Annotated in this window: 7 protein-coding genes; 3 read left to right on the forward strand and 4 right to left on the reverse strand. The window is 64.9% G+C overall.

Going from position 1 to position 17,495, the window contains the following annotated elements; all coding sequences use genetic code 11:
- Positions 1-990: 990 nt before the first annotated feature.
- On the reverse strand, positions 991-5,160 hold the full coding sequence (locus tag AB0C87_RS08300) for a hypothetical protein (RefSeq protein WP_360576913.1): 4,170 nt from the start codon (positions 5,158-5,160) through the stop codon (positions 991-993).
- A gap of 735 nt (positions 5,161-5,895) precedes the next feature.
- Entirely contained in the window at positions 5,896-6,666 is a 771-nt protein-coding gene (locus tag AB0C87_RS08305) for a hypothetical protein (protein WP_360576914.1), read from the reverse strand.
- Between the two features lie 192 nt (positions 6,667-6,858).
- Between AB0C87_RS08305 and AB0C87_RS08310 the strand changes: the two genes are divergently transcribed.
- From AB0C87_RS08310 to AB0C87_RS08320, 3 genes are all read left to right on the forward strand, one after another.
- Positions 6,859-7,764, forward strand: a complete 906-nt coding sequence (locus AB0C87_RS08310; protein ID WP_360577137.1) for a transposase — start codon at positions 6,859-6,861, stop codon at positions 7,762-7,764.
- Between the two features lie 116 nt (positions 7,765-7,880).
- Positions 7,881-13,082, forward strand: coding sequence for an ATP-binding protein (locus AB0C87_RS08315; RefSeq protein ID WP_360576915.1), 5,202 nt, complete (start codon positions 7,881-7,883; stop codon positions 13,080-13,082).
- Positions 13,079-14,245 carry a hypothetical protein gene (locus AB0C87_RS08320; protein WP_360576916.1) on the forward strand — a complete coding sequence of 389 codons (1,167 nt, stop codon included), beginning with the start codon at positions 13,079-13,081 and terminating at the stop codon, positions 14,243-14,245. Before AB0C87_RS08315 ends, AB0C87_RS08320 begins: the two co-directional genes overlap by 4 nt.
- A gap of 368 nt (positions 14,246-14,613) precedes the next feature.
- Here AB0C87_RS08320 and AB0C87_RS08325 read toward each other — a convergent pair whose 3' ends face one another.
- Together AB0C87_RS08325 and AB0C87_RS08330 are read right to left on the reverse strand one after the other, a co-directional pair.
- Positions 14,614-15,489, reverse strand: a complete 876-nt coding sequence (locus AB0C87_RS08325) for a hypothetical protein (protein ID WP_360576917.1) — start codon at positions 15,487-15,489, stop codon at positions 14,614-14,616.
- A gap of 884 nt (positions 15,490-16,373) precedes the next feature.
- Complete coding sequence (locus AB0C87_RS08330) at positions 16,374-17,495, reverse strand: hypothetical protein (RefSeq protein ID WP_360576918.1); 1,122 nt, start codon at positions 17,493-17,495, stop codon at positions 16,374-16,376.

Consider the following 17,495-nt stretch of genomic DNA (forward strand, 5'->3'; position numbering starts at 1 on the left):
TCAGGAAGCGTGTCGTCAGAGTCGAACCGACACGCCGTCCGTCAACACTTCGGCTCACGTGGTGTCCGTGATTCCCCCAGGCGCGATGGGCGATCTCTCTACGATCGAAGCCACTTTTTGCTCAGGGCGGGTCGGGTGTCGGGGGAAGGCCCGGCGGGATCTGCCGAGCAGGCGTAGGGCTGCCCGCTGGCGCCGGAAGGTGCGAAGTCGCCACAGTCCACGTGCGAGTCCGGTCGCTCCCGTAGACGAACTGGCTGCGGCTACCCCTTCGTCCCTGATGGAACCCGGGTGTTCGTCCGTGCGTATCGATGGAGTTTGGGAGGCAGCACGCCGACTGCCATGATCTTCGGAGACGGACGCTGTGGGCGAGAAGGTCCTGAGGCCGGCGTGCGGAACGTGGTCGCAGTGCAGGCACAGCCAGTACGAGCGGTGCCTATCCAACACGGCGGTCGGTCGGCAGAGGTGCTGATCCATCTGCGGCTCACCGGTTCCAGTGCGGCAACGACGCCTGCGCTAGGCAGACCTGCGTCGAGCAGGTTCCCGGCCTGAGATCCGCCGCTACGGCCGCCGCAGCATCGGGGCCGGCGAGGCATTTAGAAGCGATCGCGGTGGTCACAGAGGAGCGCCGCGAGGCGGCGCAGGGCTCATCGCTGCCCAGGTGCGACTACCAGCGCGTGGACCTATGGTCATGGCCCTGTTTGACCAAATCATGCAGTCGTCCGTTCGGTGCGCGCATTGCGGCATGTGCGGACGTTCGCGAGACGCCACACATGCGGGTCGGAACCTCCGCCGGCCCGCGGTGGCGCATAGGGGATGCCCTAGCCTCCGATCGCGATCCGGTACGGCTCACCGAGAGACGACAGGGGATATGTGCAAATAAATATGATCATCCCGGAGACAAACCATTTGCACATGCGGGGTCTGGCAAGACATCGTAGGCGAGCAAGTGGATAGGATGATGCAACCTGCCGTTCGCGCCGATCGCGAGGTTCAGGAGGTGCTGGCTGCGAGGCGGTACCAGCCGGGTGCAGCGGTCTGCATGTTTTCCCCGGGGGTCCAGGACCGTACCTGGGAGCGGGCCAGCCTCCCAGGGTGGTTGTCTCCGCTGCCGAGGTCTCTGTATACGTCCTTGCCGGTGTTCTCGACCCAGATGATCGACTTCTGCTCGGCGATGAGCCACCGTTCGAGCCACTCAGCGTCAACGAGGAGTTCGTTCTGTCCAAGTTTGCCCGCGTGCCGAACGGTCGCGACGACCTGGCTCGTTTGGTCGGTCCAGCCGTTACGCCCATTCCATCGGAGCTCGCCGGGAGCGAGTCCAAAGAACTCGGGGGCGGGCATGTATAGGGAGATGGTGTTCTGGTCTCCGGGGGCGTACTCGTACTCGCCGAGGAGGCGCCAGGCGGCGGGCTGGGTGGGGACGGTGAGTGGCTCGGTCCATTCATGGCGCATCATGTGGAGTTCTTCTCCATGGTGATGGCCGTAGGGGAATTCGCCGACGTATCCGTGGTGCAGTTCGGGATTGTTGGCGATTGTCTGGTCGAGGAGATCGCGCCCTTCGAGCTCGCTTATGGCGGTAGCAAGATCCTGGGTCGCGACCAGATGGGCGTAGAGGTGGGCCCAAATACCCCGGTTGCGCTTCGTGGTGTCGGAGCCGTTGTTCCAGTTGTAGGTGCCCGCCAGGACGATGTGGGGGTGGCCTTCGAAGACGGCTTCGTTGACTGCGATGTCGGGGAGGTCGGTGTCGTCGGCGACCCACTCGGCGTCGGTCTTCGCGACGGTGGGCACCCAGTTGTAGGCGGGCACCCATGAACGTGGGGTCGGTTTGGGGGAGAACTCGACGACGGTCGGGTCGACCTGCCGGGAGATGTCGGTGTGTGGGCCAGGGACGGCGGGCGCTGGCGGGTCCCAGCTATCGGGGGTTTTGGGGGCGTGGTCGGAGACGATGCCGATGAGGCGATTGAGTGCTATCCACTGGTACTTCTTGCCGATGCGTTCAATCCATGCTGGCTTGGACCGGCCGAAGCCGAACTTGCCGAGGACGTACCCGTCGAAGGACGCGTGGAGGTGGGGCTGGTACCCGAGGCGCATGACTTCGGTGACGACCCACCGGGCGGCAGAGGCAAGGTCGATGCCGGGGCGGTCTCGGAGTTCGGGACTGAGTTGGTAGATGAAGAAGTCGTCGCCGGTGGCCGAGTGGACCAGCTTCGGGTAGCTGCTGGTGTCGTACGAGGCGATGTCTGTGTCGGTGGGCCAGGTGAGGGGCCAGTCGCTGGTGTAGGGCGGCCGGAACTGGTCGACGGTGACGCCAGCGGGGAGAGCTCCGCGGTCGTTGGCGGCTTCGAGGATGCTGCGAGCGGCATCACGCACGGCGGCGTTTGGGGTGACCGCCGACGGCACGGAAAAGACGTTCTTCCACACCACCTCGGCTGCGGCCACCCAGTCGTCTTGGGTGCCGCTCACAAGGAGGGCCGCGTATGGGGCCTCGCAGGCTCGTTCGATGACCCACTCGTCGTCTACCACGGTGAAGCGGTCTAGCAGCCCGGCCGCCTTACTCGGGTGGCGGGTCAGTAGACGGGCGGCCGCGATGGTTGCCGGTTCTCGGACGCGGCGGTCGCTGGCGCTGGCGGCCCACAGGAGCGCTGTGACCCACAGACGGGTGGTTTGCTCACCGACGTAGTCCAGCGGCTTCTCCCTGGCCCACCGGATGAGCCGGTCGACTGCTCCGCTGGTGCCGTGGGTGATGTGGAACCAGCCGGGCAGAAACGAGTCGCGAGCCGCCATGTTCAGGCCGGTGAGGAACGCGTGGAGGCAGTCGGCGTTCAGGGGGTGGCTGGGCCGGGCGGCGAGACGGAACAGCATTGTCAGCGTGTCGGAGCACACGTCGTTTCGGCGGAGCGCGTCGATGACGATGTCGCGGGTGGCGTCGGTGATTGAGCTGTCGTTGCGCCATCCGATTCCGGCGACGACGGCCGCCGCGATGGCGTCGTCGTCACCGATCTCAATGCGGAACTCGGTGAGCTCAAGCCCGAACCGTTCCGCGACGACGATGGAGGTTGCTTCGAGAAGGCCGAGGTCGATCGTACCGCCGAGGCCGATGACCCTGCCGAGGCGACCGCCAAGCTGGGCCGTGATGCCGGCGGCGTCGGTGACGTCGGAGAGGGTGTCGGAGACGATGAGGTGGTGTCCGACGCGTTCGAACGTGATGGCGATGACGTCTGCGCCGTAGGGGCTGCCATCCGGGACGATGTCTTCTTCGAGAAGCCCTTGGGCGATGAGCGCGTCGAGGAGTGACTTCTCGGCGCTCCGGTCGGACCAGATCGGTGCCAGCTGGGCTTGGGCCTGGGTACGAGTCAGCAGCGGATCGCCGCCGCCGTCGGCGATGGCTGAGGCGAGGGCGTGCATCGCTTGGTGGACGACGCGGTCGGACGGTGAGGCATCAATCCGGTCACTGACGATGTCGTTCGCATTGTCAAGGACCATCTGGGTCAGCTCGCCGAGGCCCATGGTGGCCTGGTCTAGGGACAGCCGGGTATTGCTCTTGAGCGCTTCGCAGACCAGACGCAGGTAAAGCGGGTTGTCGAACTCGCCGTGGATGGGCGGCGACGTCGGCGGTTCCAGGCCGTAGAACGCGGCGTACTCACTGACCGCCTCGAACTCGACCCCTTCGAACCCGGTGTGCTCGAACTTCGCCAGGGTGAGCCCGGGCGGGAGGACCTGGCCGACGTAGTGCGTGCGGGCGGTCAGAAGGAGCCGGACGTTCGAGTACCGGCCGACGGTGGTGATGAGCCGGTCGAGGTTGTCGCGCCACATGGACCGTGGGCGGGTGTCGTTGAGCGCGTCGATGACGAGGAGGGCCGGGACGCCTGCGACGCGGGCGCTCTCGTCGAGGAGTGCGATGGCCTCCTCACTGGTGAGGTCGGCCGGCATCTTGAGCACGTCGCGCAGGTGGGTTAGCGGGTCGCGGTCGGTGAACCAACGGCCGTGGATCATGACGCTGTGGCGGCCCTGGCCGAGGCGCCGGACGACCGCGTCGATGGCGAGACAGGTCTTCCCGATACCGGCGGCACCCGTCATCAGTGCGACCTGGGCGGCGGCGAGCCGGCCGACCGGGCTGATGAGGAGGCCGGTGGCGTCAGTGAGCTTTTTGCCGAGTTCGCGCAGAGCATCGACGGCTGCCGCGGGGAACGACACCTGGTACTCAACCTGGAACTGCCGCCAACTCCGGGTGTCCCAGCCGTCGGGATACTTGGCGTCCATCGCTGCGCCTTCGGCAGCTTCTTGGCCGCTAACTATTCTCGAGGCTTCATCGAGCGCTTGAGCGAGGTCGTCGAGTCCAGCTGTCGTGCGCGAGGTGTGCCATGCGGCTAGCGCATCAGTGACCTTGGTGGCGGCGTCGAGGGCTGCGTTCAGGTCTGCGGCGAGCACTTCCTTCTCAGCGTTGCGCACGCGGCGAGCGGAGTTGTTGACCTCATCGATCTGGTCGATGACGACCGCCCACCACTCGTCGTCGGAGCAGAGTGCCGCAATAGACCTGGCGGCGGGTACCTCAACGTTCACCTCGGGCATGTACCGGGGCCTGGCGGCGTCGATCGCCTCTTGCAGCCGGTCTTCCCACCACGGGGCGGCGAGGACATCGGCGTCGAACCAGTACCGGCGCTGGATTCCGGTGGGGTCAAGGCGTTCGAGACGGGTAAGGATGTTCGTCGCCCACTCGAACTCAAATTCCACCGTCATACCGCGCATGGTGGCCATGGATTTCCAGCCCTCGAGCCACCCCCCTGTGTTGTTGATCTTCTCCAGGAGCGACTTGCCGCGACCTCCGGTGCGGCCGGTCGGATCAGCAGGGATGGCAATCGTGTACTTGGTCAGTTTCGGATGCTGGTCCAGGGCGGCCTCGACGGACCCGTCGAGTTGGGCTTTGTTGACGTCAGTGTGGGTGGTCCAGTACTTGGCCTGCCAGCCGTGCTCGGTGCCGTCAGGCAGCGTCCAGTAGCACTCGACGCCGCCATCGCCACCGGCTCCGTGTAATGAGACGAACCTGGCCTCAGTCGTGGGCGGCTCCTGTGCGACCTGTTGACAGATGAACTGCTCATACCCGTCGCGTTGCCCGCCCGGGCCCAGCGACCGAATTCGCGTGAACTCGATGTCAGGGATGTTCACTGGGGGAGGTCCTCCGAGCTGCTCCGGTTGCGGTCGTCGAGGCGTGGGGAAACGCTACCGGTCCGCCACGAAACTCGCGGCCAGGCCGGCGTGACCCGGCCCCGATCGCGACCGATTCGCCGGGAGCACTCCCGAGTTCCGGTCCCGCAGACGCATAGCCAAGCCCGTGACCTCGGCCTCGCCATGTGCGTTAGGTTGTGCTCCCGCTCTCGCCGGCACGAACTTCTGACCCGAGGAGCCCCGCAAGCGGCCGGCCCAGGAGGAAGAGCGTACTGATGCCATACCAGCAGGGATCTAGAGGGCGAGGGACGGCTCAACCGCCGAGCGTGAAGAAGCCGCTGATCGCCAACCGACCGGTCAGCGTACCGCAGCCCGCGACGATGGGTGTGTCTCCATCTGTGGGGTACCGGCAGAGGTACGTCACGACCGGGGGCGCTTGCACCCGCCCGGTCAGCGACTGGCCGATCGATGATCGGCAACTCTATCGTCCTCGGCTCGTTAGGAAGGAGCTACTCATTCCGCGGCCCCAATGATCGCCTTCTCCGGCCGTACGGCCACGATCGCGTTCGCGCTCGCGTTCCGCTGGCCGAGAGCAAACGGGCCGAGCCGATAACGGCAAAGATCGAAAGACGCCGGGCGACCGAGGCCGCCCGGACGCCACGTTTAGGTGCCGGAGAGTCGTCGAGCGCCCGGCCTCCACGGTGGGGACGACGTCTTGCGCCATGGGCAGGGAGATCACTGTGAAACCGGCGTGACTTCCAGGACGTCGTCTGGCGGAACGGCCACATTGCGGCAATCGTGACCGTAGATATGGTGCCAGCCCAGCTTCTCTCCACGTAGAGAAGCATGGATATACCAAAAGGCCGTGTGAATCGCGTGTGTCGTCGTCTCGGCTGTACGGAATTTGACGATGTGAGGGCTGGCCGCGCTTTCGAAGAGTTCCTGCAGGCCGAAGTCGCAGGTCCGTGCTATGTCTTGAACGATTTCCGGGATCGCCAAGTAGTCGTGGTGCCCATAGAAGGTGGACAGGTGCTGGTCGCGTATCAGGTAGGCGTACGGTCCTCCATGGAACGCGGCACCCTGTGTCTTCAAGCGGTACAGCCACCCGGAATGGCCTCCGGCACCCGCCTCCACCGCCCGCCGGTGGTCCAGCCACGCCGCTGGGCTGATCTCGGCAGAGATCAGCTGGTGGAGGTCGCTCCAGATCTGGTCGACGATATGGCCGAGGGGAAGGATGCCCTCGCGCTGAAAGCGTGCCGGGTCCATGCTTCGCGTGCCATGAAAGAAGCACGTACCAGCGAAAGTGAAGGTTTCTTCGGATAGCTCGAGCTGTCCGAACACCTCCTGTGGCACCGAACTCTCAGCTTCTTCTGTCGCGGTGTCCCAATCGACGTCATAGGACGCGATGGCCTCAACCAGCGCGCTCTCAGGGCGATCGCCGACGATGGCGAACGAGCGCAGCGCGCTGTCCAGGTCGTGGCAGTCGAGATAGAGCGCCTCCGGCATGGAGTGGGCACTTCGGCTCCGCATCGTTCAATGCTAGGAGATCGGTCGGGTGCCAGAACACCGACGGTGCAGGAGCCCCATCGGCGTTGTCGGAGACTGTCCAGTCATCGGGTCGGGTCGTCGAGTGACCGAGTGGCTCACCTGCCGTGAGGGAGGCGCGTGGTCGGGATCGAGACCGACCGCGGCTCGTGGGTGCAGGCCCTGATCGCCTCCGGCTACCGCGTCTACGCGATCAAATTCCGGCAGGTGGCCAGGTTCAAGGAGCGGGTACGCCTCCTCTGGCGGCCAAGAGCGACAAGGGTCAAGAGCGACAAGGGTGACGCACACGCGCTGGCCGACATGGTCCGCATCGACCGGGCCCAACTGCGGGCGGTGGCCGTGGATAGCGCTCAGGCCCAGGCCGTCAAGGATGTCGCCCGCGCCCACCAGACCCTGATCTGGGAAGGCACCCGCACCTTCCAGCTGCTGCGCAGCACGCTGCGAGAGTACTTCCCCGCCGCCCTGAACGCCTACGCTGACCAGCACGGCCGCACTGGAACTGCTGATCAAGGCATCCACCCCGGCAGCCGGGGCCAAGCTGACCCGCACCCAGATCACCGCCGTCCTAGCCCGCGCCCGCCGACGCGACCGGGACACCAAAGCGGCCAGGATCCAGACCGCGCTGCGCCAACGACAGCTCTGTCTGCCCGAGCCGGTCACCGCCGCCGCCCACGCCATCTGATCACCGCGCTGAAGAATCAGATAGCGGCGATCGAGGAGCAGGTGAAAGCCCATTTCCAACGCACCCGAACGCTGAGATCTACCTGTCGATGCCCGGCATCGCGGAGATTACCGGCGCCCGGGTGCTCGCCGAGTTCGGAGACGACCCCACCCGCTACGTCTCCGCCAAAGCACGCAAGACTACGCTGGCACCAGACCGATCACCCGGGCTTCCGGCAAGAGGCACACCGTCCAGGCCCGCCACGTCCGCAACAACCGCCTCGTCGGCATCCTTCACGGATGCCTCAAGAGCCGCACCCTCTACGACGAAGCAACCGCCTGGTCACATCACATCCAAGCCCACGGCCGCTTGACGCCCAAACGACACGGGGTGTCTGACCTGTGCGGTGGGACACGACTCTGTCGGTTCCGCGTGCCATCATCGACTCACTCGAGCGCGACGGGGGCTTCCTTTGGGACCCGACTTGCCGAGTGGGACCAGTTTGGGGACGCGCATGAACCTGAGGGCGACGCATTACGGATACGCGTACCAAGACCTCGTCACCGGTATCGCCCTTGTCGACCTGATGCTAGGCGCTGCCGAAAAGATCATGGTTGACACCAAGGGGTTCACCGGCGACCGGTTCGATGACCTGACCATCGGCTACGGGACCGGTCGGCGGGTCCGCATCCAGATCAAGCACACGAGTCTCGATCGCGAACTGTCCAAGGACAGCTTTTCCGGAGACGGGCGGAGTCTTCGGCTCGACTTGCTGTTCGGCTCTCTTCTGAGCGATCTGGACCAGCATCCCGGCACTACGTACCGGGTCATCGTTCGCGACGGTGACCCGGATGAGGACCTCGCCGCCGCGTTAAAACCCATCCACACGGCATACGACCCCGGCGACCCGCTGCCGGGCTTCGCCACCCGCAGGTTCAAGTTCGACCCGACGGCTCTCCAGGAAATTGAACCCTGGAGAACGCGTCTTGCTGGACTTACTGAGGTGCAGATCCGCAGGGCGTGCAAGTTTCTCACGATCGACACCAGCGCCCCGGCCTCGACGCTCGATTTCTCCGCGCCCGGTCCTGCTGAGCGCGCGTTGCTGCGCCGTGTTATCGAAGAGCTCGGTGCTGGCCGACCCCCTAACACCGACATCCCACCCGAATACGCAGCGCTTGCCCTGGCTCATGCAGCCACAAAGGCCCGCGCACTTGACGGGAACGTCATGCGAGAGCACGTTCTCCCCCAGGTCGGGCTCACCACCGACTTCGGTGCCGTTGCCGAAGGACACCCCGTAGAAACGGCTGTCGTCGTGGCCCGGGTCGGCGCTGCTGTCGAGGTGCGTAAACATGTCGACTCCGTCGCTCCCACCGGTGGCCGCGTCGTTGTGACTGGGGAACCCGGCGTTGGTAAATCGTGGCTGTGTCAACAACTCGCAGATGCCTACCGCGACGAAGATTGGGTTGTTGCCCGGCACCACTGCTGGCTCGGTGCCACTGACCTCAACCGAGAGGAACGCGTCCTCACCGACGTTGTCATCGGAAGCCTTCTGCGGCAGCTCGAACAAACCGTGCCCGAAGCCACCACGAACCTCCGGCCCAGGTTCGCCGCCACCCCGGAGGCGCTCGCCGTCGCAGTCCAGGCATGCCGCTACATGCGCCCTGGGCGGCGCGTACTTCTCATTGTCGACGGTCTTGACCACGTTGACCGGGTCTTAGGCCGACGTACCGGCCGGCAGATGGACCCCTCGCGCGTGCTTGTTGAACAGCTTGCTGCCATCGATCTCCCACCTGGCGTATGCATGCTTATCGCCAGCCAACCCGGTTCTCACCTGGCCAACGCAGCACCTGCGACCGGCGGTCTGGTCCAGATCCCGCGCATGTCATGGGAGGAGATCCGCACTCTCGTGACCACGCATGGGCTGCTCATCGGCCCCGAAGGGACTGAGCCGCTCGATGACGACGAACACGCGATCGTCGACCTTGTCCACGACCGCTCTGGTGGCAATGCGCTATACGCCACCTACTTGTGCCGGTACGCGATCCGTATCTCTCCGCTCGATGACGACGAAGCACCGGGCAGCGTCAACGACATCATTCACCGGCTGGCGCTTGTCCCCGAGACGGCCACTGACGTCGACACGTACTACGAGTACTTGCTCGATGCGATGACTCCCGACCAGTTGTTCGCCATTGGCACCCTTGCGGTGTGCGACTTCGCGCTGTCCGTGAATGAGCTTGGCGAAATGCTTCCACCGATGAAGCCGGTTCTGGCACCCGCTCTCAAGACGCTCGCACCCGTGCTGAACTCACAACCCGGCCTCGGTGGCCTGCGCATCCATCACGAGAGCTTTAGCCGACACATTCTGCGCGACCAGGACAACGAGTGGGTCGCGTCCATTCGTGAAAGAGCGGCCGCTTGGCTCGCGGCTCGTGGTTTCTTCACCGACGCGCGGGCGTTCCGGCACCTTCCCGAGCTCCTCGCACGCCTGGACCGGTACGACGAGTTGAAGGAGCTCATCCAGCCAGGGTTCGTCGCCGAAGGAATTCGTGCGTTCCAACCGCCGGAGGCGCTTCAGCGGGTCGTCGGAACCGTTGCCCGTGAAAGCGAAGTGCGGCTCGACTGGCCAACCCTGATTGCCTGCGTCGAGACCCGCAAGGCGATTGACACCTACGAGTCCGAGTCGCTGATCGACTCGATTGTCGAGTACGCGGACGTCGTGGTGGCCATCGTTGGTGCCGACGTCGTAGCCGAGCGGCTTATGTACGAAGGACGGCCAACATTCCCGGCACGGTGGGGCCTTCGCATCTGTGAGTCCGTGGACCGAGCCGGGGCCGCGGCCCCATGGAACGCCTACATCGACGCCCGCGAATCCGAATCGAAGCGCGAACGCTCCACCTACAGCTCCGATCACGACGGCGCACTCCACCTCGCCATCCAGCTCGGCGCGCTCCGCCGCCATAACCAGCGGGGTGACATCCCGCCGAACCTGGCTGAGCAGGTCGCCGAAAACCTCAAACAGGATCACAAGGCGTCACTCGAAGACCTCGTCGAGGTGTTCACTGCCGGTCTCCCGGCAGGCGTCATGCCGGATGTCGCCGCCGCGATGACCGACCCCGACAAGGCCGCCCGGGTCTACCTGAAACTCGCCGACCTCGCCGCATCTGGGGCACCTGGCCTACCGAACCCAACCGACCTCGCCCGGCAGGCGTGGACGCTTGCGCCGGCACTCGACATCGTCAGGTACCTGGACCACAGCATCCCGGCCACTGATGTCCTCGCAGGGCTGGGAACCACCGACCTCGAAGCGGACATCCAGGCCGCCACCGATGCCGTGCTTGACGGTCGCCCCGTAACCTACGACAGCATCCAACGGTGGCTTTCGCTCCTCACACTCGCCCACACCCTCGACCGGACCATGCCACTCAGGTACGTGGGCCAACTCGCAGGCGTCGGCTTCTATCGCGCCTGGCTGCGGTATTCCGTGGGGACCATCGGTATCGCAGACGACGTCGCCGCAGATGTCACCACGGCCGAAGCAGCCTCCACGGCCGTCCTGGTCGCGCTCGCAGACCTCGCGGCAGAAGCACATCCGTTCACCGGGAACCCACGAGCGTGCGACCTATATTCCATTCACTCATTCATCCACAAGGTCGTCGAGGACTCGCTCGTTGTCGTCCAACCCAGCGATCTTGATCCGGTTCTCGCCCACCTTGTCGCGATCGGCGACGGCACCACCACCACGACCAACTTCGGATTGCCCGAGAATGGACCCCTGGTAACCAACGACCTCCTCGAAATCCTGTCTCGCGTCTCCGACCACATAGGCGTCGACGCCATCCACGCCCTGATGGAGGTCATCCGAGACCGACGCCGCGACACCAACACCCAGTACCGCGTCACTGCCGACTTCGAACTCGCAACGGCCCGCATCTGCATCGCCGCGGGAGCCAAGGATGAAGCCGACGAATGTTGGCGCCGCGCCTGCCTACTCCTCGCCAGCTACGGTGGACACAAGGACCTCACCGCCTCCGAAATCATCGATAGCGTTCAAGACATCGCCGACGTCGACATCGACACCGCACGCTCCTGCCTGGAGAAGCTCGTCGATCTCGTCTACCTGGTGAGGCAACACACCGACGGCCGCGACACCTCACACTTCGTAGACCTGTGGTGGGAGAAGGCCGCAACCATTGATCCGACCGCCGCCGCCTTCGACGGCGCCGACACCCTCCTCAGCGAGCTCGGGTTCGAAGACAGGCGCGCGTACACCGCACACACTCACCTGCTCGAAACCCAGGTCATGGCGGCGGACCCTATTATCTTGGCGGCCCTGCGCCTCACCGTCGGGACGGATTGGCGTCGTCCGACCACCGATCTCCAACTCCTCACCCGACTCGAGGATGAGCTCGGCAAGAGCCCGCAGACAGACGTGATGCTTTCCATCGTTGCGAACAACGTCGCGGCGACCTACGACGATCAGCCGATGCTGTACTCCAGCGACCAACCCAAGTCCGTGGTGACACCCGAGCTTGTCGAGGCAGTCGTCCGGCTGGGTGGGGCGGCTTTCCTGGCCCGGACGCCGCGCACGGAGCAGGAGCGTAAGAGCGCATGGGCCTCCACCCCAAAGCCCGACCCGCAGGAGATACAGAAGCGACTTGTGAACGACCAGCGTCCTGTGGTCCCCGAAGGCCCGGCCGGTGCGGTACTCGCGGCACGCGAGTTCGAGATCCAGCGGTCTAGGGATGATGCGGCTCCGAGATGGGACCTTGACGCGGTCACGAACGCCATCGGGTGGCGTGTTATCGAAACGACCCTAGCCCATGGGGCCGAGGCAGGTATCAGGCTAGTTGACGAAGTCGCCTGTGAGGTGGCTTCGTATTCCAACAACGAGGTATTTGCTGGTCTTGGGGAGGGGCTCGCCGCCCGCAGTGGTAGCACCCACGACTCGTTGAAAAGGGTCGCGAGCTACTGCCTTACACTCGCCTACACCCGGATCCGTGGCGGGGGAGGGTGGCGCAGGTTCGCCGGACGGGAACGCGTACACCTGTGGACCGCGGCACACGCGCTGGACTCGGTTATTGCGGAGAGGACGCTGGCGACGGCGGTTGTCGAGACGGTCGTTTCTGATGCGCAGCGCACGTACGGGGTGACGCAGGCTGTGGTCGCAGCACTCGCTGCGACGCCGACCCACGCGCCGGGCGGTACGGCAGTCCTATGTTGGGAGGCTGCACTCCCCATCATCCAACACCGGCTCCCGGGGATCGCGGAACGGGGCGGCCACACCTACCGGCCGACCGCAACCCCTGACTCGCAGGACACCTTAGATGTCGCGATGGTGGCACTTGCGCTGGCGACGATCGCTCACCCGCTCCGCGCGGACCTGCGGCAGACACTCGTCGCCGCCGCCCTGCTGGTGATGTGCCGCCCGAAGATTGGGCAGCCGGCACTCGTTCACGTACTGAGGGCAGGGTTGGATGCAGGCCGGACCACATGGCTGTTGGACGTCGTACGCACCTGCCTGTCGATTGGTGAGCTGACTAATGAGATGGCGGCGGAGTTGACAAAGCTGGCAGGGACGGATCGGTTGTCGGTTCGTGTACTCGCGGACCAGATCCTGGATGCACACGGGCGGCCAGTTCCGCACCCGCCGGCGACCGAACCGGACCCGAAGGTGCGTGCCGCGTTTCACGACCTGATGAGGGAGCACGAATGACGTCGCCGACACCGGAGGAGCGGGCTGAAGGCCTGGTAACCCTCTTCCTCGATGACCTCATCAAGAATGCGAACCAGCCCCCAGGACTGCGTGAAGCAATCGTCGACCGGCTTGCTGGGCGGGTCGACGACATCGGACAGCGCTTCGGCCAACAGATCGACCATCTGCGGTCACCATCGGCTCGACGAATCCCGAACGCGTACCTCGCGGACGAAGAGGCCGTCGAGAACGAGCTACAGGCCGCTGCTGCCGGTATCCGGACCGCGAGAGCCTTAGAAGGAGTCCTATCAGACCCTCGACGGTTCGAACACAATCTCGCACAACGCTTGGCACCGAACATACGATGGGCGCTGCGCAGCGAAGCATCAAGGGTTCCGCGGCCTCCAACCCGAGCCAGTGTGCTCAACTGGTCGTTGACGCCCGTCCCGTGGGTCGAAGACGACGCTAAGTGGCCCCCTGCCGGTGCAGTGGCCCTCGCGGATGTCCGGCAACTCACCGGTGAAGATGGCGAGTTGGTACGCGTCATCGAGGAGCCCTACCGAGGATGGGTCCAGCTCGGGATGTTCGAGCGGCAAGCGACACTCGCAACCCGCTACCCCGACGTCCCAGCCCGGCAACTACTAATTGCCACCGGACTCGAGGCGTGCGACGGATCACCGCCGGTCAATAGCATGCCGATCTCCCACACTGCGCCGAACCCGTGGGCCGTCCGCTACGACCGCCTCGCACCAAGCCTCGACGCCGAACATGCCCGCATCACCATCAACTCCACGCAAGGGCCCCTCGCTGCACTCATCGACTACAAGGGCCAATCGGGCTCCCCAGCGCCTGAGCGCGGAGTTGGTCTCCAACCCTTCGCACTCGTCCCCCGGATCGAGGTCATCGCTCTCCTTGGGCTTCGCCCCGAAGCACCAGCACTACGTCACGTCCTCGTCGACGACCACGGCGCAGCAATCGTCGGCCGGCAATGGCGCGGATTCCTCATCCACGACGGCAACTACAGTCCACTTGAACCAGCCATTTACGGAGCCGACCTACTCCTCCGCCCAGACCTTTACGACACCCTCGTAAACGCCGTCGGCAAGGACAGATTTGGCTTCGGGGTGAGCGTTAACCATTTCGAGTCTGCGCCATCGCCCAGCAAGCCGGAAGGTGATGATTGAAGCGCTCATCTCACCCTGCTGAGATTATTCGTCGCTACACACGCGCCAATGAATATGTCTCGATTTCTCGTGTCGTTTATTGACGGGTGGCGCACGCTGATCGGCACGAGGGCGGTGGATCGCCTTTAAATGGGTTTCAAGATCGCGGTCTGGCTCTTCACTGGCCGCGGGTACCATCGGTTCGCCTGTCGTGCCGCACCTCGCATCAGGGCACTGCTTTTGCACCTCGGTCAGGCGCGCCGTGATCTCCGCAATCGAGTTATCTGGCGCTGCCCGCGCCGCGAGAAGTACCCAATCTGCATCGCTGGAGGTCACCCGATACCGCGCTTACCGTCCGCAGCTACGGTATGTCAGACGACCCGTTCGCGCTAACTGATGTGGCTATGGGGAGTTGGTGGGCCGGACGGCCTTACATACAACGACTCTCCCCTCGCCAACCGCTCAGCTATGTCTTGGGCCTGCGGGTGGCTGGACGACATCAGGCGGATGCAGGCACTAGCGAGAGCGGTGGTGACTTGCCGTGCCAGTTCCGCGCGCCCGTCTAGCGCTTCGATGTCCGTGGACAGCTGGAGCCGGAGATCAAACCCGTAGTAGAGCGGCAGCAGCGCGTCGGCCATGGCGTGCTGAACGCCAGCGTCGATCAGGATTCGGACGGCCTTGGCGCGCAGGTCAGCCGCGGTCTTCTTGTCGACCTCGCGAGCAGCTGCGTAGATTGCTTCGCAGAGCATGTGTGCGGCGCGGCTTGCCGTCTCAACACCGATCTTGTACGGCCCTAGGGTGATGGTGCCAGCCCTGGAGTCGTAGCCGAAGCCGGAGAACGTCCGCGCGATATCGCGCAGTTCCTCACCAGCACCCCGACGCGACCTCTGAGGCTCTCCCCGGCCCTCACCGCGGGACCAGTCCTCGAAATGCGTGAGGGCGTCCCGCATGTGCTTGATGCCGGGAAGGGCGTCCTCGAAGCGGTCACGAGCGGCCTTGAGGGTATGGCCGACGGTCGGGTCTATGTCGAGCGCTTTGAGCGAGAGTTGTTCGAGCTGTTCTGCTGCGAGTAGCTGCCGCAGGGCGAGGATGACAACCCGGGCGTCGATCTGCTCGGAGCTGAAGGGTTGCGTCCAGCGCTCCTCGCCCCTTCGGATGCGAAGCCTGCTCAGCTCCACCATGTGTAGCCACCATTGAGCCTCGGACACAGCGATGGCGTACGGGTGGTCGGCGGGCGACCAGTCGTCTTGCGGGGTGGCAGTCATGGTGGGATTGTGCTCCAGTGAGAGGGGGAAAGCTACACAATTTCGGGCACGCTCCTTGACTGAGCCGGCCAACTGGATGCCTCCGGCTCGCTACATCCGGCGAATTCGCCTGACCAACAAGCCCGCTCATTCTGCTACTCAGCAAGACCATCGCCTGATCCCGGACTGTCAGAATTCGTGATCAACGAGATCTCCACGTAAGCCAGGCAGCTTGCTAACACCGGACTCCCAGCATCCGCTCATCGGCAGAAGAGTGCGGCCAGTTCAACTCGGACCGAACGCGTGGCAGGTTCTGGTCATCGGTCGCGGTCGGCGCTGCCGGGCTCGACCGGTTCGGTATCACGCTGGTCCCGGACGTCCCGCTAGCCCAGCACATCGGTACCCGCCTACGCGGAGCCCTGGACCCGGAGCAATCGGTGCGGGCGGAGATGATCGCAGATGTCCGTGGACGAGCTGCTGTAGCAAGTCGCCGCCGAGCTGGTCGTCCATTTGATGGAACCGGGCGGTGATGACGTCCAAGTCGTCGACGGCCGGCGCAGGAACAGCGGTTCCTGTTTCCTGGGCGAGCTTGGTGACGGGGTGGGCAAAGAGCCATTCGTGCGTCGGCGAGGTGATCGAGGCACCAACCAGCGTCAGGAAGCTACGATGATTCATTTAGCCAGCGTCCGCGACCGTTTGCACTGCGCGCAAAGTCCCCGCGGGCCGGATCTGAAGGGCGATCGTTGTGGGGCCGCTTCAAGGTTGTCAGGGGGCGGGCCAAGCTCGGCGACGGTGAGTGAGCGGCCCAGCTCTTGTCCAAAGACGATCGTCGTCAGCGATCGCCACGGCGATCTGGGCCTCTCCCTGCGGCGTCGGAGTGTTCGCTGTCCACGCTGCCGATTACTTCACCCATGCGCGGCATGGTTCGGGGCGTTCTGTTGGCGCGTGGTGACTTCCTGGGCTGCTTCGGCGGCGTTGAGGAGGTCGGTGATGAGGTGCTGAGGGATGGCTTTGTGGTTGAGTCCAGTTGATCGTACGACTGCGGATAGAGCGCGCTCATGCTCGACGGTCAGGTGCGTACGGCTGCTCCGGTTGTTGATGACCTCTTGGGCGGCGTATCCGTCCTCGGAGGTCAGGGCTTGTTCGACGAGCCGGGCCGTGGCTCGTTCGCCTTCGTGGTGTTGGCCGGTGATACCTGCGATGTCGGTGACGGTCAGGCCCAGGCGGACTTGGAACAGGACGACTTCGGGGCTGAGAGGAAGCCTGAGGTAGTGGTCGATCATGGTGGTGACCGCCGCGTTGGCCGACTGGCCGGTACGGGCTGTGCAGAGGGCGGTGAGGCAGGCGGCCACGGCGCGTTCCCATGGCTCGGTGGTGTCGCTCTGGCTGATGGTCGTCAACGCGGTGATGGGATTGCTGGCGTGTAGTTGGGCGAGGATGGAGACCTGTCGCCCGTCGAGCAGTCGGCGGCCGATGCCCTTGTGCTGCTGTACGTAAGCGAGGGCCTCTTGCCACCGGCCGGCGCTGGTCAGGGCGCGGGTGCCGTCGGCGAGCAGGACCGTCCACAACCACTGGAGGAGCGTGTGGCGGTCCTCTTCTGTGTTGGTGAGGTGGCGGAAGGATAGGGAGCGGCCGTCGATCACGGCGTCGCCGTGGGCGCTGACCGCGTGGAAGAGGGCGTTGAGTAGATGGTGAGCTCTGTTGGCGTCGCGGGTGCGGATCAGCAGGCGGGCGATGTTGACCAGGGGTTCCAGGGCATGCCGGGCTGTTGGTGCGTCGAGGGGCCAGCGGTTGAGGTAGGTGTCGAAGTGTCGCCAACACAGGGTCCGTGCCAGGTCGTGCAGGCCGCAGTCGCTGGCGATCAGGGCGGCCATGTTCTGGACGGCAGCGGCTGACGCTCGGTTGTCTTCCGTGTGAGCGGCGCGGGCGGTTTCGCGGAGTTGGCCGATCCGCTCGGCGAGGTGTGGGCAGGTGGGGCGGGGGCGGGCGACCAGCGGGAAGCGCTGGGCTATCGCGGCGACGTCCAT

This window comes from Actinomadura sp. NPDC048021, assembly GCF_040653135.1.
GTDB classification, from domain to species: Bacteria; Actinomycetota; Actinomycetes; order Streptosporangiales; family Streptosporangiaceae; genus Spirillospora; species Spirillospora verrucosospora.